The 19,945-nt window shown below is 70.7% G+C and carries 19 protein-coding genes and 1 pseudogene; 11 read left to right on the top strand and 9 right to left on the bottom strand.

Features of this window, described 5'->3' with window-relative positions:
* A partial coding sequence (locus LCH29_RS32350) for an electron transfer flavoprotein subunit beta/FixA family protein (RefSeq protein ID WP_446465246.1) occupies positions 1–315 on the bottom strand: 315 nt, incomplete at its 3' end.
* A gap of 131 nt (positions 316–446) precedes the next feature.
* Here LCH29_RS32350 and LCH29_RS32345 point away from each other — a divergent pair.
* Together LCH29_RS32345 and LCH29_RS32340 are read left to right on the top strand one after the other, a co-directional pair.
* Complete coding sequence (locus LCH29_RS32345) at positions 447–1,199, top strand: TetR family transcriptional regulator (protein ID WP_446465245.1); 753 nt, start codon at positions 447–449, stop codon at positions 1,197–1,199.
* A gap of 125 nt (positions 1,200–1,324) precedes the next feature.
* On the top strand, positions 1,325–2,182 hold the full coding sequence (locus tag LCH29_RS32340; protein WP_446465244.1) for a 3-hydroxybutyryl-CoA dehydrogenase: 858 nt from the start codon (positions 1,325–1,327) through the stop codon (positions 2,180–2,182).
* A 12-nt stretch (positions 2,183–2,194) separates the two neighbouring features.
* Here the strand turns inward: LCH29_RS32340 and LCH29_RS32335 are convergent, their stop codons facing one another.
* The gene (locus LCH29_RS32335; RefSeq protein ID WP_446465243.1) at positions 2,195–2,404 is read right to left on the bottom strand and encodes an SDR family oxidoreductase; all 210 of its coding nucleotides are present in this window, start codon (positions 2,402–2,404) and stop codon (positions 2,195–2,197) included.
* 282 nt (positions 2,405–2,686) lie between these two features.
* Between LCH29_RS32335 and LCH29_RS32330 the strand changes: the two genes are divergently transcribed.
* Entirely contained in the window at positions 2,687–2,866 is a 180-nt protein-coding gene (locus tag LCH29_RS32330) for a hypothetical protein (RefSeq protein WP_446465242.1), read from the top strand.
* A gap of 8 nt (positions 2,867–2,874) precedes the next feature.
* Positions 2,875–3,369, top strand: coding sequence for an acyl-CoA thioesterase (locus LCH29_RS32325; protein ID WP_446465241.1), 495 nt, complete (start codon positions 2,875–2,877; stop codon positions 3,367–3,369).
* On the opposite strand, the gene LCH29_RS32320 is transcribed toward LCH29_RS32325, so the two are convergent.
* Entirely contained in the window at positions 3,361–4,320 is a 960-nt protein-coding gene (locus LCH29_RS32320) for a hypothetical protein (protein ID WP_446465240.1), read from the bottom strand. The two genes, LCH29_RS32325 and LCH29_RS32320, sit on opposite strands and share 9 nt — an antisense overlap.
* Before the next feature lie 179 nt (positions 4,321–4,499).
* Here LCH29_RS32320 and LCH29_RS32315 point away from each other — a divergent pair, with 179 nt between their 5' ends.
* Entirely contained in the window at positions 4,500–6,764 is a 2,265-nt protein-coding gene (locus tag LCH29_RS32315) for a heavy metal translocating P-type ATPase (RefSeq protein ID WP_446465239.1), read from the top strand.
* A 64-nt stretch (positions 6,765–6,828) separates the two neighbouring features.
* Positions 6,829–7,253, top strand: a pseudogene (locus tag LCH29_RS32310) (VOC family protein).
* Between the two features lie 15 nt (positions 7,254–7,268).
* Here LCH29_RS32310 and LCH29_RS32305 read toward each other — a convergent pair.
* From LCH29_RS32305 to LCH29_RS32280, 6 genes are all read right to left on the bottom strand, one after another.
* The gene (locus tag LCH29_RS32305; protein WP_446465238.1) at positions 7,269–8,054 is read right to left on the bottom strand and encodes an enoyl-CoA hydratase-related protein; all 786 of its coding nucleotides are present in this window, start codon (positions 8,052–8,054) and stop codon (positions 7,269–7,271) included.
* Positions 8,047–10,143, bottom strand: a complete 2,097-nt coding sequence (locus LCH29_RS32300; RefSeq protein WP_446465237.1) for an acetate--CoA ligase family protein — start codon at positions 10,141–10,143, stop codon at positions 8,047–8,049. The genes LCH29_RS32305 and LCH29_RS32300 overlap by 8 nt, the downstream gene beginning before the upstream one ends.
* A gap of 7 nt (positions 10,144–10,150) precedes the next feature.
* Positions 10,151–11,323 (bottom strand): acyl-CoA dehydrogenase family protein, encoded by a 1,173-nt coding sequence (locus LCH29_RS32295; RefSeq protein ID WP_446465236.1) that lies wholly within the window; start codon positions 11,321–11,323, stop codon positions 10,151–10,153.
* A 38-nt stretch (positions 11,324–11,361) separates the two neighbouring features.
* Entirely contained in the window at positions 11,362–11,931 is a 570-nt protein-coding gene (locus LCH29_RS32290) for a thioesterase family protein (RefSeq protein ID WP_446465235.1), read from the bottom strand.
* A 51-nt stretch (positions 11,932–11,982) separates the two neighbouring features.
* A complete protein-coding gene (locus tag LCH29_RS32285; protein WP_446465234.1) occupies positions 11,983–12,834 on the bottom strand; it encodes a TetR family transcriptional regulator C-terminal domain-containing protein in 852 nt (283 codons plus the stop codon).
* An 80-nt stretch (positions 12,835–12,914) separates the two neighbouring features.
* The gene (locus LCH29_RS32280) at positions 12,915–13,613 is read right to left on the bottom strand and encodes a FadR/GntR family transcriptional regulator (RefSeq protein WP_446465233.1); all 699 of its coding nucleotides are present in this window, start codon (positions 13,611–13,613) and stop codon (positions 12,915–12,917) included.
* Between the two features lie 240 nt (positions 13,614–13,853).
* On the opposite strand from LCH29_RS32280, the gene LCH29_RS32275 reads away from it, so the two are divergent.
* The 5 genes from LCH29_RS32275 to LCH29_RS32255 all read left to right on the top strand — a co-directional run bounded on the left by LCH29_RS32275 (position 13,854) and on the right by LCH29_RS32255 (position 19,944).
* On the top strand, positions 13,854–15,098 hold the full coding sequence (locus tag LCH29_RS32275) for an aminotransferase class V-fold PLP-dependent enzyme (protein ID WP_446465232.1): 1,245 nt from the start codon (positions 13,854–13,856) through the stop codon (positions 15,096–15,098).
* An 86-nt stretch (positions 15,099–15,184) separates the two neighbouring features.
* A complete protein-coding gene (locus LCH29_RS32270; RefSeq protein WP_446465231.1) occupies positions 15,185–16,486 on the top strand; it encodes an ABC transporter substrate-binding protein in 1,302 nt (433 codons plus the stop codon).
* 2 nt (positions 16,487–16,488) lie between these two features.
* Entirely contained in the window at positions 16,489–17,478 is a 990-nt protein-coding gene (locus tag LCH29_RS32265) for a carbohydrate ABC transporter permease (RefSeq protein ID WP_446465230.1), read from the top strand.
* On the top strand, positions 17,475–18,311 hold the full coding sequence (locus LCH29_RS32260; RefSeq protein ID WP_446465229.1) for a carbohydrate ABC transporter permease: 837 nt from the start codon (positions 17,475–17,477) through the stop codon (positions 18,309–18,311). Before LCH29_RS32265 ends, LCH29_RS32260 begins: the two co-directional genes overlap by 4 nt.
* 7 nt (positions 18,312–18,318) lie before the next feature.
* Positions 18,319–19,944, top strand: coding sequence for a hypothetical protein (locus LCH29_RS32255; protein WP_446465228.1), 1,626 nt, complete (start codon positions 18,319–18,321; stop codon positions 19,942–19,944).
* Position 19,945: the final 1 nt, after the last annotated feature.

Genomic DNA, 19,945 nt, shown 5'->3' with positions numbered 1-19,945 from the left:
CGAGGTGCCCAGAGCATCCGTGCCGTGCAGATCGTCGTCCTCGACGTGCACGGCCTTGTCGGCACCCATCGACAGCGCCTTGCGCAGCGCGTCCTTGGCATCCTCCGGACCCACGGTCAGCACCGTGATCTCCGCATCGTCATCCTCCCGCCGACGCTCCTCCGCGATCTGGAGGGCCTGCTCGACCGCGTACTCGTCCAGCTCCGAGAGCAGGCCGTCCACATCGTCACGGTCCAGCGTCAGGTCCTCGGCGAAGTGCCGATCACCGGTGGCGTCAGGCACGTACTTCACACAGACAACGATCCTCAAACTCACGCCGACTCTCCTTACGGTTCTCGGATGGCTGCGCTGCCGAACCGGAGCACCTGAAGGAGACTATGGCACTCAGTACCCTTCGTAAAGGTACTCAGTGTCACTCATGCCGCTGCTGATGCTACGTTCCCTCCATGACGGACGTACGCGACGAAGGCGGGGCGACCACGGCGACCGGCGGGCCCGGACCGTCCGGCAAGGCGCCCATGCGCGAGGTGCTCATCGAGGCCGCGTTCCAGCTCTTCATGGAGCACGGTTTCGAGCGGACCACGGTGGACGACATCGTGGCGCGGGCCGGAGTCGGGCGCCGGTCGTTCTTTCGCTACTTCCCGTCCAAGGAAGACGTCGTCTTCCCCGAACATGAGCGCTGTCTGACCGAGATGAGCGCCTTCCTCGCGACGAGCACCGACGGCGAACCGCTCGACGCGGTCTGCGACGCGGCCCGTCTCGTCATGCGGATGTACGCCACGAACCCCGAGTTCTCGGTGCAGCGCTATCGCCTCACGCGCGAAGTGCCCAGCCTGCGCGGCTACGAGCTGTCTGTGGTGCACCGCTACGAGCGAACCCTGGCCCACTACCTCCGGCAGCGCTACGCGGGTGACCCGAACGGAGCGCTCAGGGCGGAAGTGCAGGCCGCGGCCGTCGTCGCCGCGCACAACAACGGGCTGCGGGCCTGGCTGCGAGGCGGCGGGCACGGCGATGCCGCGAAACCGGTGGATCAGGCACTGACCTTCGTCCGGCAGACGTGGGACGACGCCGGTGAATCCGCGGAGAGCGGCAGCGCCGCGCCCGCACCGGAGGACGATGTGATCGTCATGGTGGCGCCGCGGGGGGCTCCCATGTGGCGCGTGGTGCAGAAGATCGAGAAGACCTTGGGAGACGAGTAGCCACCGCCATGGCACTCAGCACCCTTGACCGAGGGTACTGAGTGCCATAGCGTGCGGCGTCGGAACGCGAGCCGGACCGTCGGCCCTCTCTCCACAAGCCTGCCCTTCCCGTACGAAGGACCGCCATGGAAAACGTCTCCCGCCTCGGTGTCGTCGGCTGCGGCCTGATGGGTTCCGGGATCGCCGAAGTCGCCGCCCGCCAGGGCCTGGACGTCGTGGTGGCCGAGGCCACCCAGGACGCCGCCGAGGCAGGCCGCCGCCGTCTCACGGACTCCCTGGACCGTGGCCTGCGGCGCGGCAAACTCACCGAGGAACAGCGCGACCAGGCCCTGGCCCGGCTGACCTTCACCTGCCACCTCGGTGACCTGGCCGACCGCCAGTTCGTCATCGAGGCGGTCGCCGAACAGCGGGATCTCAAGAGCACGGTCATGCAGACCCTCGACAAGGAGGTCGTCGACCCGCGGGCGATCCTGGCCACCAACACCTCCTCCCTGCCCGTCGTCGACCTCGCAGCCGTGACCAGCCGACCGGAGCAGGTCATCGGGATGCACTTCTTCAACCCGGTCCCGGTGCAGCCCTTGGTGGAGCTGATTCCCGCCCTGACCACGGCCTCCGAGACACTGGAGCGGGCCGGGGACTTCGCCACCCAAGGCCTGGGCAAGCAGACGATTCAGGCCCCGGACCGCTCCGGCTTCGTGGTCAACGCCCTGCTGGTGCCCTATCTCCTGGCCGCCGTCCGCATGGTGGAGACCGGCACCGCCCGTCCGGAGGACGTCGACCAGGGGATGGAGCTGGGCTGTGCCCACCCCATGGGGCCGCTGCGCCTGCTCGACCTCATCGGGCTCGACACCGCCCAGGCCGTTGCCGAGTCGCTGTACGAGGAGTTCAAGGAACCCCTGTACGCGCCGCCCGCCCTGCTGCGCCGCATGGTCGCCGCCGGACGCCTGGGCCGCAAGAGCGGCCACGGCTTCTACGTCTACTGAGGCCGCCGTCAACTAGGCAGACGGCGTGGGCCGTTTTGCCGTCCTTCCGCCGTCGAGCACCACGGTCTCTCCCGTCAGAAAGCTCGACCTGTCGCCTGCGAGGTAGACGGCGAGGTCGCCGACATCGGTGGGCTGCCCCACGCGCCGACGGCCAGGGCGCGTCAGGCCGTGAATGCCTGCCGGAACGAAGAGGAGTCCGGGCTTGGTGCAGAACTGTCCCATGCCCAGGGTGGAGGCGTTGGCGTAACCAGCCGGGATCTCGTCCCGACGGGTGGCCCAGGCGCCACCCGGCAGATCGCCGAGTTCATCGGCATCGGCGGCACGGGCGCGGTCATCGTGCTGCTACGGGGCGGGCCGGGGCCGTACGCTGCCCGACCACCCGGCCTCGAAGACCGCTCCGCCCTGCACGAGGGCGCCCCTCTGGTGTGAGCCCTCCGTCAGGCTCCGGGCCTTCCCCGGTGCGAGCTCTCCTCCGGGGGCGGCAGCATCCGGGAGGGGCCCACGGTGCTCGAACGCGCCGCTCTGACGTCGCCCGGCCTCTTCGAGGGCGTCCAGACATGGTTGGTCGGGCACCCGCTGCTCGTCGCCGTGACGGTTGCGGCGCTGGCGGTCGTCGCCCAACGCACCGTGCGATGTCGGTTGGCGTTTTTTGTTCACAACATACCCGGCCCCGACCGGGAATGATGTGCGCCGTGCCCACGAAAAACACATCGACACCCGAGTCCACGACCGATGTCCCCGACCAGCCGTTTCGCGTCCGACTGGCTGTCCGCCAGAGCGATCTGGACACCAACGGCCATGTACGCGGCTCCGCCTACGTGGACTTCGCCGACCACGCCCGTTGGGCCTGCGTACGGGAAGCCGGGGTCGATCCGTTGGAGATGTCACGGGCCGGGCTGGGACCCGTCAATCTGGAGACCACTATTCGCTACCACCGTGAACTGCGCGCGGGTGACGAGTTCGACGTCACCTGCGTGTTCACGTACGACGGCGCCGACAAGAAGACCGGCCGCGCCACCCAGGAACTCCGGTGTGTCGACGGCACTTTGGCCGCCACGGTCGAAAGCGTCATCGGCGTGCTCGACCTCACGACGCGCCGCCTCGTGCGCGACCCGGCCTCTCACTGGCGCCGGCTGGCCACCACCCCCTCCCTGCTCGGCGCCGACCAGACGGTTCGTTCAGTGTGAGTGCTCGGATCCGGTGGCGCCCGCCGCCGTCCCGGCCGCGCCCTGCGCGGGCACCGTGAAGGCCGCCGTCCGGACCGTGCCCTGGTGCTTGAAGTCCAGGAACAGGCGGTACGCGCCGGGGGTCGGTGCGGTCGCCGTGAAGGAGATGCCGGGGCCGGGCCTGGTCTTGCCGTCGCCTGGTTCGCCATTGGGGTGGACGTGCAGGTACGCGAGGTCGCCGGAGCGCAGGGCGACCAGGTGGCCGTAGGCGCCGAGGTAGGGCTGGAGGTCGCGCACCGGTGTGCCGTTCCGGGTGACGGTGAACGTCAGCTCACCGGCCGTGCCGGGGGTCAGATCGCCGCCCAGCCGGACCTCGTAACCGCCCGTCCTGGCCGTCGTGGTGCGCGCGGGCAGCTCCTTCGGCGCGTACGCTCCGGCCACGGCGAGGTCGGCGCCGAGCGTGAGCGCTTCTCCGCCCGTGGGCTTGAAGTCCGCGAAGACACGGTAGCCACCGGCCTTGGGGAGATCCACGGGAGTGGACCAGGTGCCGTCGGCCGCCCGGGTGGGGTGCAGGTGGCGATACTCCGTCAGGTCGATTGAGGCGACGATCAGGTGGAGTTCCTTCTCGTGCTCCCGGTCGTAGCGGGTGAGCTGCCGCCCCGTGGCGTTCCGCACGATGGCGAAGCGCAGGTCGGCGCTCTTGCCTGCCTGGAGGCGCGGGGTCTTCACGTCGAGGGTGTAGCCGCCGTCGGAGATCTGTAGGCCTCCGGGCACGTCGGTCTTCTGGCCCTGTTCATGGCCTTGCTCGTGGCCGCCGCCCTCCTCGGGGCGCGCGGCGTCCGCGTGCTCGCCATGAGCCGCGCTCTTCGGCTCGGGCGAGATCTCGCCGACCCCGCTGCCCACGCCGTACGCGGTGCCGAAGGTCGCGGCGAGCGCGGCGGCGAATGCGGTGATCCGCAGTCCGGTCTTCATGGCCCACTCCTCGTCTCTCGGCCGCCTCTCCTCGCGGCCTTCCGCATGTCACGATACCCCTAGGGGGTATGAAGTCAAGCCGAGCCCGACCTTGCCATAGATACGGGAGGGGGGTATACAGAACGAGGTCGTGAACATACCCAGGCGGGGTACCCGCCATCGACTGCGGAGGAGCAGACATGACCACCGCCACACCCGGCGCCGAAGAGGTCGAACTCGCCATCGGCGGCATGACCTGCGCCTCGTGCGCCGCCCGGATCGAGAAGAAGCTCAACCGCATGGACGGGGTCGAGGCCACCGTCAACTACGCCACCGAGAAGGCGAAGGTCACCTTCCGGGAGGACATCGCCGTCGCGGACCTGATCGCCACCGTCGAGGCCACCGGATACACCGCGCGCGAGCCCCAGCCGGACCCCGCGGACACGGCGCCCGGCTCCGAAGCGGACGACCAGGGAGACGCCGAACTACGGCCGCTGCGGCAGCGGTTGACCGCCGCCGTCCTCCTCGCGGTTCCGGTGATCGCGATGGCCATGGTCCCCGCGTTGCAGTTCGAGTACTGGCAGTGGCTGTCGCTGACGCTGGCGGCACCCGTGGTGACGTACGCCGCCTGGCCCTTCCACAAGGCGGCTTGGACCAACGCCCGGCACGGCGCGGCCACCATGGACACACTGATCTCCGTCGGCACGACCGCGGCGTTCCTGTGGTCGCTGTGGGCCCTGTTCTTCGGCACGGCCGGAACACCCGGTATGACACACGCCTTCGAGCTCACCATCACCCGCACCGACGGCGCCGGGAACATCTACCTGGAGGCCGCGGCCGGGGTCACCGCCTTCATCCTCGCCGGACGGTACTTCGAGGCACGATCGAAGCGGAAGGCGGGCGCGGCGCTGAAGGCGCTGATGGAGCTGGGCGCCAAGGACGTCACGGTGCTGCGCGGAGGCCGCGAAGTACTCATCCCGGTCGGTGAGTTGACGGTCGGAGACCGGTTCCTGGTCCGGCCCGGCGAGAAGGTCGCCACCGACGGCACGGTCGTCGAGGGGACGTCCGCGATCGACGCCTCCATGCTCACCGGTGAGTCGGTCCCGGTCGAGGTCGGCGTGGGCGGCAACGTCACCGGGGCCACGCTCAACGCCGGTGGCCGCCTGGTCGTGGAGGCCACCCGGGTCGGTGCCGACACCCAGCTCGCCCGCATGGCCAAGCTGGTGGAGGACGCGCAGAACGGCAAGGCGGCGGCTCAGCGGCTCGCCGACAAGATCTCGGCGGTGTTCGTCCCGGTCGTGATCGCCCTGGCGCTCGGCACGCTCGGCTTCTGGCTCGGCAACGGCGCGGGGCTGACCGCCGCCTTCACCGCCGCGGTCGCCGTCCTCATCATCGCCTGCCCGTGCGCCCTGGGCCTGGCCACCCCGACCGCCCTCATGGTCGGCACCGGCCGCGGCGCCCAGCTCGGCATACTCATCAAGGGGCCCGAAGTCCTGGAGACCACGCGCAAGGCTGACACCATCGTCCTGGACAAGACCGGCACCGTCACCACCGGCCGCATGACCCTGCTCGCGGTGCACACCGCCGACGGCACGGACGAGACGGACGTGCTGCGGCTCGCGGGCGCTCTGGAGCACTCCTCCGAACACCCCATCGCCCAGGCCGTCGCCGCGGGGGCGGCCACCCGGGTGGGCAGCCTGCCGACCCCCGAGGACTTCGCCAATGTGGCCGGACTCGGTGTCCAGGGCATCGTGGAGGGCCACGCGGTCCTGGTCGGCCGGACCAAACTCCTGGCCGAGTGGGCGATCTCCCTGCCCGAGGAGCTGGAGCGGGCCAAGGCGGAGGCCGAGGCCGCAGGACGTACCGCCATCGCGGTCGCGTGGGACGGTGAGGCCCGCGCGGTCCTGGAGGTGGCCGACGCCATCAAGGACACCAGCCCGGAAGCGATCAGGCGGCTGCGCGCCCTGGGCCTGACCCCCGTCCTGCTGACCGGCGACAACAAGACCGTCGCCGAGGCGGTCGCGGCCGAGGTGGGCATCGAGGCCGGGCAGGTGATCGCCGAGGTCATGCCGCGGGACAAGGTGGACGTGGTCAAGCGGCTCCAGGCCGAGGGCCGTTCGGTGGCGATGGTCGGCGACGGCGTCAACGACGCCGCCGCGCTCGCCCAGGCCGACCTCGGCCTCGCGATGGGCACCGGCACCGACGCCGCCATCGAGGCCGGGGACCTGACCCTGGTGCGCGGCGACCTCAGGGCCGCGGCCGACGCCATCCGGCTGTCCCGCAAGACCCTGGGCACCATCAAGTCCAACCTCTTCTGGGCCTTCGCCTACAACGTCGCCGCGCTCCCCCTCGCCGCCTCCGGACTCCTCAACCCGATGATCGCCGGAGCCGCGATGGCCTTCTCCTCCGTCTTCGTGGTCGGCAACAGCCTGCGGCTGCGTGGCTTCCAGGCGGCGGGCCAGTGAGCAGGCGGCACGCACACCCCGTCGCCTCCACCGCATCGGCCACCGCGCAGGGCACAGCAGGGCCATGAACGCGGACGACAGCAACGTTCTCGCCCGGGCCCGCCCGGCGACCAGGCTTCCGGTCCGGGACCTGGACCGGGCGAGGCGTTTCTCCTCGGAGAAGCTCGGGCTGGAGCCCGTCGAGAACGGCCCGGGGGGCTGCTCTACCGGTGCGGGGGCGTGGACTTCGCCCTGTTCCGCTCGGCGGGCGCCTCCCCCGGCACCTTCACCCAGATGGGGTGGGAGGTCGACGACATCGAGACGGCCGTGGCGGCCCTGAAACGACGCGGCGTGGTGTTCGAGGAGGTCGACCTGCCCGGGCTGCGCACGCGGGACGGGATCGCCGAGATCGACGGCAACTACCCGAGCAAGGGTGCGCGGGGTGAACGCGGCGCCTGGTTCCGTGACAGCGAAGGGAACATGCTGGGTATCGGCGAGCCGGTCGCCTGAGCCGACGGCCCACGGTCAGCGGCCGGTCCACCGGGGGAGGCGTTTCTCGGCGAAGGCCCGCGGGCCCTCCACCGCGTCGTCGGACGTCAGCATGGCCCGGTAGGCGGGCAGGTGGCCGTGGCGCAGGTGCTCGTAGCCCTCCTCGATCGTGGTACCGGCCGTGGTGCGCAGGATTTCCTTGACCGCCGCCACGGCCAGTGGCGCCCCGACACAGATGTCGCGGGCCAGTTGCATGGCCGCCTCCAGGAGTTCGGAGCCTTCGACGACGCGGTTGACCAGGCCCCACCGCTCCGCCTCGGGCGCGGGCATCCGGCGCCCGGTCAGCAGGAGGTCCCTGGCCACCGCCTGCGGGAGGCGCCGGGGAAGCCGCAGCACTCCGCCGGAGTCGGGGACCATACCGAGGGTCACCTCCGGCAGGGCGAACTCGGCGTGGTCGGCGGCGACGATGAGGTCGGCGGCCAGGGCGAGTTCGAAGCCACCGCCCAGGGCGAGGCCGCCCACCGCCGCGATGACGGGCTTGTCGAGGTCGAAGAGTTCGGTGAGGCCTGCGAAGCCGCCCGGGCCGTGATCGGCGTCGATCGCCTCGCCCGACGCCGCGGCCTTGAGGTCCCATCCCGCGGAGAAGAACCGCTGCCCGGCGCCGGTGAGCACCGCCACGCGCAGCGTCTCGTCCCGGGCCAGCCGGTCGAAGGCCGCGTGGAGCGCGCGGCTGGTGGCCACGTCGATCGCGTTCGCCTTGGGGCGGTCCAGGGTCACCACCAGGATGCCGCCGTCGACCTCCGTACGTACCGGGTCAGCCATGCCGTCCTCCTCGTTCTTCGGTCCCCAGGCTGATCAGCACATCGGCGGCCACCACGCCGCCGTGGCCGGGCAGGACCAGCAGGGGGTTGATGTCGAGTTCCCCGAGTGTGTGCGCGTGGGCGCGCGCGAAGTCGGCCACGGCGGCCACCGCGTCGACGACCGCGTCGACGTCGCCCGGCGGCCGGCCGCGGTAGCCGGTCAGCAGCGGCCAGACCCGCAGGCGCCGCAGCGCGGCGCGGATCTCCTCCCGCCGTACGGGCAGCAGCAGGGTCGCCGCGTCGCCGAGGAGTTCGACCAGGGTGCCGCCCGCGCCGAGGGTGAGCGCCGGGCCGAACTGCGGGTCCCGGTGGACCCCGACGATCAGTTCCGCCACCGCGCCGTGGACCATGCGCTCCACGAGGAAGCGGTCCGAGAGGCCCGCCATGCCGTCCACCGCGTCGCGCACCTGCTGTTCCCCGGTCAGCCCGAGGCGTACGCCGCCGACGTCGCTCTTGTGCGCGATCGCCTCCGACAGCGCCTTCACCACCACGGGGAATCCGATGTCCCGGGCCGCTTCGGCGGCGGTCGCGGCGGTGGCCACGGCGCCCGCCGGTACGGGCACACCCCACTCGGCGAGGACCCGCTTTCCCTGCCACTCGTCGAGTGGGGGCGTCCTGGTCGGCGGCGCGGTGGCCGGGTCGAGTGGCAGGACCGCATCGGGCGCCTCCTGGGCCAGGCCGATGCGGCGTGCCGCCGCGATGGCCGTGAGGCATTCGGCGATGCCCTGCATCGGGGCGACGCCCTCGTCCAGCAGCCGGGTGCGCACCGGTTCCGGCAGCCCTTCCGGCAGCGAACTGACCACACACGCGGGCGCGCCGGTGTGCCGGGACGCGGCGAGGTAGGCGTCCAGGGTGGTCTGCCACGTCTGCGGGGAGCAGCGGTCCGCGCGCGGGAAGTCGAGCACCAGGAGGTGCATGTCGAAACCGGTGGTGAGGAACGCGCTGAAGCAGTTGCGCTGTGCGTCGGCATCGCCCCAGATGTAGGTGTGGTAGTCCAAGGGGTTGGCGACGGAGACGCGTTCGCCGAGCACCTCGCCCAGCCGCCGGGCGGTGTCGTCCGGGAACGGTGGCAGTTCGACCTCGTGGTCGTGGGCGAGATCGGCCAGCAGCGACGCCTCGCCTCCCGAGCAACTCGCGGAGGCGATCCGCGCCCCGGCCCGCGACAGCCCCGGCCGTGCCCCGTGGACGTGCAGGTACTTCAACGTCTCCAGGAAGGTGCCGACCTGGTGCACCCGGGCCATTCCCAGGCGCCGGAAGAAGGCGTCGCAGAGCACGTCGGAGCCCGCCAGCGAGCTCGTATGGCTCAGATTGGCCCGGCCGCCCAGTTCCGACCGGCCCGTCTTCAGCACGACGATCGGCACCCGCCGGTGGAGCGCGCGTACGGCGGCCCGGGACAGGCCCGCGGGATCGTCGATGCCCTCCAGGTGCAGACCGATCGCGGTGATCCGGGGGTCCTCCAGCAGGGCGTCCACGAGTTCGGCCACCCCGGTCACGGCGGCGTTGCCGACCGTCACCAGCCGGGCCAGCGGCATCGATCTGCGCTGCATGGTGAGGTTCTGGCCGATGTTGCCGCTCTGCGTGATGATGGCGACGCCGCGGTCCACGCGCCGCCCGCCGTGCTGGTCGGCCCACAGGGCGGCGCCGTCGAGGTAGTCGAGCATCCCGATGCAGTTGGGCCCGATCACCGCCATCTGCCCCGCGGCGCGGACGAACGCGCGTTGCCACCGCGCGCCGGTCGGCCCGTCCTCTGCGAAGCCCGCCGCGTGGCAGACCGCTCCGCCCGCGTCGCGTGCGGCGAGTTCCGTCAGCACCTCGACGGTGGCGTCCCGCGGCACGGCGAGGAACGCGGCGTCCGGTGGACCGGGCAGCGCGGCGGTGTTCGGGTAGCAGCGCAGGCCCTCGATGGTCGTACGCCGGGGATGGACGGGCCAGATCGTCCCGGTGAAGCCAGCGCGGCGGCACTGCCGGATCGCTTCGGCGGCGGTGTCGCCACCGAACACGGCGATGTTGCGCGGGCTCAGCAGGCGCCGGAGGTTGTCCCTGGTACCCATCCCCGCGTCACGATCCGAGGGGACGCAGCAGGGAGCGGGAGATGATGTGGCGCTGGATCTCGCTGGTGCCGTCCCAGATGCGCTCCACCCGGGCGTCCCGCCAGAACCGTTCGATCGGCAGTTCCGCCATCAGCCCCATGCCGCCGAAGATCTGCACCGCCCGGTCGGTGATCCGGCCCAGCGCTTCCGAGGCGTACAGCTTCGCCATCGCCGCGTCCCGGTCGGTCATGGTGCCCTGGTCGAGCTTCCACGCCGCCCGCAGGGTGAGCAGTTCCGCGGCCTCCAGTTCGGTGGCCATGTCCGCCAGGGGGAAGCCGACGCCCTGGAAGCGACCGATCGTCTGCCCGAACTGGCTGCGTTCGGCGGCCCACCCCGTGGCGAGGTCCAGTACGCGCCGGGCGCGGCCGACACTGGTGGCGGCGACGCTGAGCCGGCTGGCGCCCAGCCACTCCCCCATCAGGTCGAAGCCACGTCCCTCTGCACCGAGGCGCTGGCTCGTGGGGATCCGGCAGTCCGTGAACGACAGCTCGCACTGGTGGTATCCCCGGTGCGATACGGACGCCGAGCCACGGGTGACGGTGAGGCCCGGGGTGTCCAGGTCCACCAGGAACGCCGTGATCGGTTTCTTCCGCGCGCGCCCCGTTTCCCGGACCGCTTCGGCGGCGCCGGTGGTGGCGAAGAGGATCACGAAGTCCGCCGCGTCGGCGTGGCTGATGAAGTGTTTGGTGCCGTTGATGACGTACGTGTCACCGTCCCGCACCGCGCTCGTGGTCATCGAGCGTACGTCGGATCCGGCGCCGGGTTCGGTCATGGCCAGGCAGTCGTGGCGTTCCCCGCGGACGGTCGGGAGCAGGTAGCGCTCGCGTTGCTCCCCTTCGCAGGCCTGGAGGATGTTGCTCGGCCGTGCCACGAGCATCTGGAGGGCGTAGCCGGTGCGGCCGAGCTCGCGCTCGACCAGGGTCATGCTGGTGGCGTCCAGGCCGCCGCCACCCAGCTCTTCGGGCATGTTGGCCGCGTAGAGCCCGGCGTCGATGGCCCTGCGGCGGATCCGTTCGGCCAGTGCGGGCGGCACGTCGTCGAGCCGCTCGACCTCATCCTCGTGCGGCTCCAGCTCGGTCGTGACGAACCTGCGCACCGTGTCCACGATCATGCGCTGCTCGTCGGTGAGTTCGAAATCCATGGCGGCTCCTCAGGACGGCGGGACGGGAGCGAACGGGCTCAGCCGCGGCGGATGCCCATCGGGCGGCCGACGGACGCGGGGCGGGGAAGGGCCTCGTGTGCCCGCTGGATCGCGGCCAGCCGCCGGAGCAGGGCCGCGGGCATCGGGGACGACTTCCCCTGTGCCATGTCGACGTGCACCAGCATCTGTTCGGCCGTGGCCAGCAGGGTGCCGGTGGTGCCGTGGTGCATGTCGTGGAAGATGTGGACCCGCTTGGTGTCGTGGTCCAGGACGCGGAGGGTCAGCCGGATCGGCTCGCCCTCGGCCACCTCGCGGCGGTTGTGCAGATGGGTTTCCACCGTGTACAGCGAGTGGCCCGCGGCCCGGTACTGCTCGTCGATGCCGATGTAGCGGAAGAACGCGTCCGCGTTGTCCCCGAAGACCAGCAGGTAACACGACTCGCTCATGTGGCCGTTGTAGTCCACCCAGGCCGGGCTGACCGTGGTGTGGTGCAAGGACAACGGTGCGGGAATGTCGGCGGTGTCGTCCCAGGTGCGGTGGCCGGTGCCCTCGTAGGGGGTGACCACCCGGCTCGTGTTCTCCTCGGCTTCGTCGTCGCTGTCTGCCATACCCGGCTCCTGTTCCTGACGGTGCTGTTTCCGGGTTCGTGTCGGGATCGCTTAACTCCGAACGATCTCGCGTTGCACGAAGTCGTAGAGAATCCGCCGCATCCGCTCGACGCTGCGGCCGGGGCGGCCGGTGAGCACCTGGATGCCCAGGCCGTCGATCAGGGCCGTCAGGGACACCGCCAGCTCCTCGGGGTCGGCGTCGGTGAAGACGCCTTGGGCCTGGCCTTCGGCGATCGTGCGCGCGACCGTCTCGTGGTAGCGGGCGTAGGAATCGGTGTGCAGCACGCGCAGCTCCGGGCGCAGCGCGGTCTCGTTCCACACCTGCAACCAGATCGACCATTCCCGCTGCAACGCGCCCGGTGTGGGCAGTTGCAACTCGACCAGGCGCAGCAGCCGTTGGTGCGCGTCCTCGATGCTGTGCAGCTCCGCGACCTGGCGGTCGAAGGCCTGCTGCACCGAGTGGCGCAGCGCCTCGGTGAGCAGTCCGTCGCGGCCCGGGAAGTGGTAGTGGATCGTGGCGGCGCTCGTACCGCAGGCCTCCGCGACGTCCGACACCCGCACCGCGTGGTAGCCCCGCTCGGCGATGAGGCGCCAGGCCGCGTCGAGGATCTGGCGGTACCGGCCGGTGTCCCCATCGCGTACGGGGCGTCGGGCGCTGCGCTGCGGAACGGCGGACACGGTGTCCGCCTCGTCGCTGCCGTTGATCAGCCAGTTCACGGTGACGTTGCCGATCTCGGCGATCCTGGTCAGCTCGGCGGGGGTGAACCGCCGCGCCCCGGTCAGCGATTTGGACAGCTTGGTGGGGTCGAGCCCCATGGCGTCGGCGAACGCGCGCTGGCTGCCCGGGTATCCGCGCAGCACCTCGCGCACCCGCTGACGCGTCGCGTCCGCAGTGTGCAGCATGCCGCCGACCCTAGGGGCGCATTGCGAAACCCGCAATGGTCTGACGCATCAATCGCAACGCAATGCGGCGCGCCGTCCCCTCAGGCCGGGGAGTCCTCCTCCATGGGCGGCATGAAGGTGCGCAGCCACCGCTCCGTCTGGGCGACGTGGGCCTCGGCCGCGCCGGCGGCGGCGCGCGGGTCGCGGTCGGCGATCGCCGTGGCCAGCACGCGGTGGTCCTCGTCGCTCTTGTGCCGCATCCGCTTGCCCTCGGGGAGGGTGAAGATCTGGTACTTGCGGGAGCGGGCGCGGAACACCGAGAGCAGGGAGGCGAGGGCTGGGTTTCCGGCCGCGGTGGCGATCGCGGCGTGGAAGCGGTGATCGAGGTCCGATACCTCGGCCGGATCGTCGGTGGCTTCCATGGCCTCGATGAGCGCGAAGAGCTTCCGCGCCGTCTCCGGTGTGCCGCGGGCCGCGGCCTGCGCCGCGACGTGGGCTTCCAGGACGCGCCGGATCTCGTACACCTCCAGCAGGCCGGAGAGCGGCAGCAGCTCCAGGGTGAGGGACAGGCTGCCTATGATGTCCTCCGGCCTGAGCTGGGAGACATAGGTACCGGAGCCGTGCCGCGGCTCGACGACCCCCAGGGCCGCGAGCATCCGCACGGCCTCGCGCAACGACCCCCGGGACACGCCGAGTTCCTCGCACAGCTCGCCCTCGGGCGGAATGCGCCCTCCGGCACTGAGGCGCCCAGTAGCGATCATGTGGCGCAGGCCGTGGAACGCCTTGTCGACTGCGGACATCCGATTCCTCCCGAACGGGCGGGGCGCGGTCCCGCGCCCTTCGCCGCACTGTACCGATTCATCAGATGTGTCGGAGGTATCGATCGGAAGTCATCTGATGATCCACGTGGTCACACCTCTTGATTGCACGGAATCCGTCATGCAGGATGCCGAGTCATCATACGTGTTCTGGTTGCGATCAGATCTTTCTTGTTTCTGACGCCCCTCGGAACACCCGGATCCCGGCAGATCGGGAGTCATGTGAGCGAGACCGATGTCATCGCGGCGCCACGCCCCTTGTTGCTGGCCGACGGCAGGCCCGCCGACCGGGCGTGGTCCCTGGACCCCGCCATGCGGCATCTGAACCACGGTTCCTTCGGCGCGGTTCCCCTCGTGGCACAGGAGCGGCAGAAGCAGCTGCGGGTGGAGATGGAGCGCTCCCCCGTGGTGTGGTTCCCGGCGCTGCCCCAGCGGATCGCCGACACCAGGGTCGAGGTGGCCGACTTCCTGGCGGTGGCCGCCGACGACCTGGCCCTGGTGCCGAACGCGAGCGCGGGCATCAGCGTCGTGTACGCCGCTCTCGACCGCCGCCGAGGCGGGGAGATCGTCGTCACCGACCACGGGTACGGTGCCGTGACCATGGGCGCCGAGCGGCTGGCGCGCGACCGCTGGGACGGCAGCGTCCGCACCGCGCACGTGCCCCTGGACGCGGACGAGGAGCAGGCGTGCGAGGCCGTGTTCGCCGAAGTGTCCGAGGCGACGGACCTCATCGTGCTGGACCAGATCACCTCGGCGACCGCCCGCCTGTTGCCGGTGGAGCGGATCGGCGCGGAGGCGCGGCGGCGCGGGATCCCGCTGCTCGTGGACGGTGCGCACGCACCCGGTCTGCTCCCCGCCCCGCTCGATGGTCTGACCTGTGACGTCTGGGTCGGAAACCTGCACAAGTGGGGGTGCGCGCCCCGCGGCACCGCGGCGCTCGTCGCCCGTGGTCCGCTGCGCGAGCGGCTCTACCCGCCGATCGACTCATGGGGCGCCGAGGACCCGTACCCCGACCGCTTCGACCAGCAGGGCACGGTGGATGCCACCTGCTATCTGGCGGCGCCGACGGCGCTCGGCTTCATCGAGCACACCTGGGGCTGGCCGCGCGCCCGCCGCTACATGGACCACCTGGCCGGTTACGCCGCGCAGGTCATCGGTGCCGCCTTCACCGAGCTGACCGGCGCCGACAGCGCCGTCGACGTCGGCATGCCGGTCCCCGGAATGCGTCTGGTGCGGCTGCCCGAGGGGCTCGGCGCCACCCGCGTCGAGGCCGACGCGCTGCGCGACCGGGTCGCCGGGGAGCTGGGGGTCGAGGCGGCCTTCACCAGCTTCGGCGGCATCGGCTATCTGCGGGTGTCCGCCCACGTCTACAACACCGCCGCCGACTACGAGCACTTCGCCGAGACCTGCGTCCCCGTCCTCGGTGAGTGGGCCCGCGCGGCTCGCGGGCGGCACGGCGCGCCGTAGCCGCGCAGCACCGAAAACCCCTCCCCCACCCCCGACTCCCCCAGCCGCTCCGAGCGCGGCCCGCACCCAAGGAAGAGGTCAGCACGATGAGGAGAAGGACGGCAGCCCTCGCCCTCGGCACCGCCACCGCGATGGTCCTGACCGGCTGTTCCGCCATGAGCCCGAACGCGAACGGCACGGTCACGCTCAACATGGTCGAGAGCCTGACGAACCCCGCGCGTACCGATCTGATCAAGGGGCTCATAGCCGACTTCGAGAAGCATAACCCCAAGATCAAGGTCAATCTGATCTCGCCGCCCACCGAACAGGCCGACCAGAAGATCCAGCAGATGCTCCAGTCCGGCAGCGGCGTGGACGCGCTCGAGGTACGGGACATCACGGTCGGCCCGTGGTCGAACAACGGCTGGCTGTACGACATGAAGAAGGACCTCAAGGGCTGGCAGGGCTGGAACGCCATGACGGAGAACGCCGTCAAGGCGTCCGTGGACACCAAGGGGCGCACCTTCTTCGTCCCCTACGGCTTCTACGGGCTGAGCCTCTTCTACCGCAAGGACCTGATCAAGGAGGCCGGGTTCAGCAAGCCCCCGGCATCCTGGGACCAGCTGCTGAAGCAGGCGTCCGCCATCAACGACCCGGCGAAGCGCCGCTACGGCTACGCGTTCCGCGGCGGGGCCAACGCCAACAGCAACGCCACCGCCATCATCGAGGCGTACGTCGCCGACAAGGTCGACCTCGCCAACGGCTACAAGCTGAAGAACGGGCGCACGATCTTCTCCGCGCCCGAGGCCCTGGACGCCCTCAAGACCTACCTCACGCTCTTCAAGAAGGCATCGCCCAAGTCGTCCGTCTCCTGGGGCTATCCGGAGATGGTCGAGGCGTTCTCCAATGGCTCCACAGCCTTCCTGCTCCAGGATCCCGAGGTCATCGCCACGGTCTCCGAGTCCAAGTCGATCTCGAAGGACCAGTGGGACACCGCTCCGCTCGTGGCCGGGCCCAGCGGGAAGACCGTCCAGCCGCTGGCCACCGCCGGGTGGGGCATCGCGAAGGGCAGCAAACACAAGGCCGAGACCGTCAAGCTGATCAAATTCCTGTCCCAGGGCAAGGCGTCGACGGACTTCACCAAGAAGAACAGCCTGGTGCCGACCCTCAAGTCGGCGACCGAGGACCCGTTCTACAAGACCGGCCCGTGGTCGTCGTACGTCACCATGACCGAGCACCCCGGCACCTACCTCAACGTCCGCCAGCCGCGCGGCGTCGCCTGGTGGAGCGATTGGGAGCAGAAGTCCGACGCCGACGTGCAGAAGATGGTGATCGGCAAGATGTCGCCCAAGGAGCTGCTGGCGGGCTGGGACGCGTACTGGACCAAGAAGTGGGAGCAGGAGAAGTAGGGATGCCCGCCACGTCCGCAACGACGACCGGGCCGAAGCCGTCGCGCCCCGTCCGGAAGCAAGCCGTCCCGAGTTCCCGAAGCGGGCCACGGGACGGCCGCAAGCGGGAGTTCACGACCCGCCGGGGCCTGCTCATCGCCGCCTTCATGGCACCGGCCGCGATCTTCGTGGCGGTGTTCACGTACTACCCGATGATCGCGGGCAGCCAGATGGCCTTCCGCCACTGGGATCTCAACGATCTCACCGACACCTCCTGGGTGGGCCTGCGGAACTTCCAGGAGGTGTTCTCCGACCCCAACTGGGACACCGTGCTGGGCAACACGGCCCTCTGGGTCATCGGGTCGATCGTGCCCCAGCTCGTGATCGGTTTCGCGCTCGCCCTGTGGCTGCGCCGCCGGTTCCGGTTCCGCGGCGTCTACCAGGCGCTGGTCTTCTTCCCCTGGGCGATCTCCGGGTTCCTCATCGGCATCCTGTTCCGCTGGATGTTCAACAGCGAGTTCGGCGTCGTGAACGACCTGCTCCAGAAGGCGGGGCTGATCGACCAGCCGGTGGCGTGGCTGGCCGATCCGCACAAGGCGATGATCGCCGTGCTGATCGCCAACACCTGGTACGGCGTCACCTTCTTCGCCATCATGCTCCTGGCCGCGCTCCAGTCGGTCCCCGACGAGCTGTACGAGGCCGCGGCGCTGGACGGGGCCGGGAAGGTGCGCACGCTCTTCCAGATCACCATCCCCTACATCCGGGTCACGCTGGTGCTCACGGTGCTGCTGCGGGTCATCTGGATCTTCAACTTCCCCGATCTGATCTTCGGGATGACCGGTGGCGGGCCGAACAACGAAACGCACATCGTGACCACCTGGATGATCAAGATCACCCAGCAGGGCGACTACGGCAAGGCCTCGGCGCTCGGCCTCCTCGTGGTCGCGGGGCTGCTGCTGTTCACGGTGTTCTTCCTGCTGGCCACGCGCGAGAAGCGAGAGGTGAGGTCGTGATCGGCAAAGAGACCGCGGTCGGCCGGGCCGTCCGGATCGCCTTCCTGGGGCTGTGGCTGGCCTTCACCGTCTTCCCGCTGTACTGGATCACCATCACCTCGCTGAAGGCGCCGGGCGACATCTTCTCCTTCCCCCTCGCCTACTGGCCCGAGCACTTCTCGCTGGAGAACTACAGCGAGTTGTTCAACAAGGCCGACTTCGGGACCTATCTCACCAACAGCCTCATCGTCGCGACCGTCGCGGGCGCGGTCGCCACCGCCATCTCGATGCTGTCGGCGTACGTGCTGGCGCGCTTCGAGTTCCGCACCAAGTCCGCGCTGCTGACGGCCGCCCTGGTCACCCAGATGATCCCGGCCTTCATCGCCCTGGGGCCGCTGTATCTGCTCATGACCGACCTGAAGCTGGTCGACAACCGGCTCGGGCTCATCCTCGTCTACATCGCCGTGTGCATCCCCTTCTGCACGGTGATGCTCCGCGGCTTCTTCGAGAACATCCCCGACGCGCTGGAGGAGGCCGCGATGATCGACGGCCTCTCCCGGTTCGCTGCACTGTTCCGGGTGCTGCTCCCGGTGATGCGTCCGGGCATCGTGGCGGCGTTCATCTTCAACTTCGTCAACTGCTGGAACGAGCTGTTCCTGTCGGTGACCCTGATGAACAGCGACGCCAACAAGACCATCCCCACGGCCCTCAACGGATTCATCTCCAGCTTCAACATCGACTGGGGCTCGATGTCGGCCGCGGCCGTGTTCACGATCCTGCCGACCATGGTGCTCTTCGCCTTCGCGAGCCGCCACATCGTGCAGGGGCTCACCTCCGGCGCCGTGAAGGGGTGAGGTACCCATGTCCGTGATCGACGTTCCGCCGCCCGACTCCGTCCATGTGATCACCGGTCCCTCCGGGGACCCGCGCACCGCCGCACCCGCGGGGGCGGGCCGCTGGACCGTGCCCGGCGCCGAAGTAACAGCGCGCCACGGTCCGTACGGCGCCTTGGCGGTGGCGCTCGCCGCGCCGGGCCCGGAGGGCGTGTCGACGGTGGCGCTGCGCTGGCGCCACCACCCCGGCGGCCACCGCCCCGCCCTGGTGCTCGGCGACGCGTGGGAGCGCTCGTACGGCGAGTTGCAGTGGCGTGGCATCCAGCCGGAACGCCCGCTGCCCTGGTACTGGCTGGGCACCGACCCGGCCACCGGCACCTGCGCCGGGCTGGGCGTGCGGACCCGCGCCGGGGCGCTGTGCTGCTGGACGGTGGACGAGGACGGCACCACGCTGTGGCTGGACGTGCGCTCCGGCGGCCTGCCGGTGGAGCCGGGCGGCCGGGAGGTCGCCGCCGCCACGGTGGTCGGGGTGGCGACGGCCGCGGACACCACCCCGTACGCGGCGCTCCAGGAGCTGTGCGCCGCCATGTCCCCCGATCCGCTGCTGCCCGAACGGCCGGTGGTCGGCTGCAACAACTGGTACTACGCGTACGGCCGGGACTTCGGCCCCGATGCCGTACTGCGCGACGCGGCCACCATCGCCGAGTTCGCCGGGGACCATCCGGTGCGGCCGTTCTGTGTCGTCGACGACGGCTGGACGGAGGGCGGCGGCAGCGCCCCGGGTGGGCCGTGGGACACCGGCCTGCCCGGGCTGTTCGACGACATGGCCGACCTGGCCGCGGGCATCGCCGACCGCGGCGCCCGGCCGGGCCTGTGGTTCCGGCCGCTGCTGTCCCGGGTGCCGGCGGAGGGGATGCGTCACGACACCGGCGCTCCCAGCCGGATCCCCCTGGACCCGTCGCTGGACGCGACGCTGGCGACCGTCGCCGCCGATGTGGCCCGCTTCCGCTCCTGGGGCTTCGAGCTGATCAAGCACGACTTCAGCACGTACGACGTCTTCGGCCGCTTCCACCCGGACACGCCGCACGCGATGGCCGGTCCCGGATGGCGGCTCGCCGACCGCACCCGCACCACCGCCGAAGTGCTGGTGGCCCTCTACCGGACCATCGCCGAGGCGGCCGGTGACGCCCTGGTGCTCGGCTGCAACACCGTCGGACACCTGGCGGCGGGCCTGGTGCAGGTGCAGCGCACCGGCGACGACACCTCGGGCCGCCACTGGGAGCGCACCCGCCGGATGGGCATCAACACCCTCGCCTTCCGGCTGGCCCAGCACAGCCGCTTCTACGCGGTGGACGCCGACTGCGTGCCCTGCACCCCGGCCACCGAGTGGCGGCTGAACCGTCAGTTCCTCGACCTGGTGGCCCGTTCCGGCACCGCGCTGTTCGTCTCCGTCGACCCGGCCGCCCGCACCCCGGGGACCGACGCCGACCTCGGCTCGGCCGTCCGGCTCGCGCTGGACGGCGGATCGCCCGGCGGCGTCGAACCGCTGGACTGGCTCGGGACCACGGCCCCGCGCCGCTGGCGGACGGGCGATACGGAACGCACGTACGCGTGGTCCCAGCCCTGGGGTGCGTGGCCGCCGCTTCCGCTCTGAA

Source organism: Streptomyces sp. BRA346 (assembly GCF_052851135.1).
The sequence above is the reverse complement of the archived record's forward strand: the minus strand, read 5'-3'. Positions and strand labels throughout refer to the sequence as shown.

Bases quoted from the DNA above. Each gene is read 5' to 3' on its own strand.
- LCH29_RS32345 (WP_446465245.1), top strand. From the start codon at position 447: ATGACGGACGTACGCGACGAAGGCGGGGCGACCACGGCGACCGGCGGG.
- LCH29_RS32340 (WP_446465244.1), top strand. From the start codon at position 1,325: ATGGAAAACGTCTCCCGCCTCGGTGTCGTCGGCTGCGGCCTGATGGGT.
- LCH29_RS32335 (WP_446465243.1), bottom strand. From the start codon at position 2,404: ATGGGACAGTTCTGCACCAAGCCCGGACTCCTCTTCGTTCCGGCAGGC.
- LCH29_RS32320 (WP_446465240.1), bottom strand. From the start codon at position 4,320: ATGAAGACCGGACTGCGGATCACCGCATTCGCCGCCGCGCTCGCCGCG.
- LCH29_RS32315 (WP_446465239.1), top strand. From the start codon at position 4,500: ATGACCACCGCCACACCCGGCGCCGAAGAGGTCGAACTCGCCATCGGC.
- LCH29_RS32305 (WP_446465238.1), bottom strand. From the start codon at position 8,054: ATGGCTGACCCGGTACGTACGGAGGTCGACGGCGGCATCCTGGTGGTG.
- LCH29_RS32300 (WP_446465237.1), bottom strand. From the start codon at position 10,143: ATGGGTACCAGGGACAACCTCCGGCGCCTGCTGAGCCCGCGCAACATC.
- LCH29_RS32295 (WP_446465236.1), bottom strand. From the start codon at position 11,323: ATGGATTTCGAACTCACCGACGAGCAGCGCATGATCGTGGACACGGTG.
- LCH29_RS32290 (WP_446465235.1), bottom strand. From the start codon at position 11,931: ATGGCAGACAGCGACGACGAAGCCGAGGAGAACACGAGCCGGGTGGTC.
- LCH29_RS32285 (WP_446465234.1), bottom strand. From the start codon at position 12,834: ATGCTGCACACTGCGGACGCGACGCGTCAGCGGGTGCGCGAGGTGCTG.
- LCH29_RS32280 (WP_446465233.1), bottom strand. From the start codon at position 13,613: ATGTCCGCAGTCGACAAGGCGTTCCACGGCCTGCGCCACATGATCGCT.
- LCH29_RS32270 (WP_446465231.1), top strand. From the start codon at position 15,185: ATGAGGAGAAGGACGGCAGCCCTCGCCCTCGGCACCGCCACCGCGATG.
- LCH29_RS32265 (WP_446465230.1), top strand. From the start codon at position 16,489: ATGCCCGCCACGTCCGCAACGACGACCGGGCCGAAGCCGTCGCGCCCC.
- LCH29_RS32255 (WP_446465228.1), top strand. From the start codon at position 18,319: ATGTCCGTGATCGACGTTCCGCCGCCCGACTCCGTCCATGTGATCACC.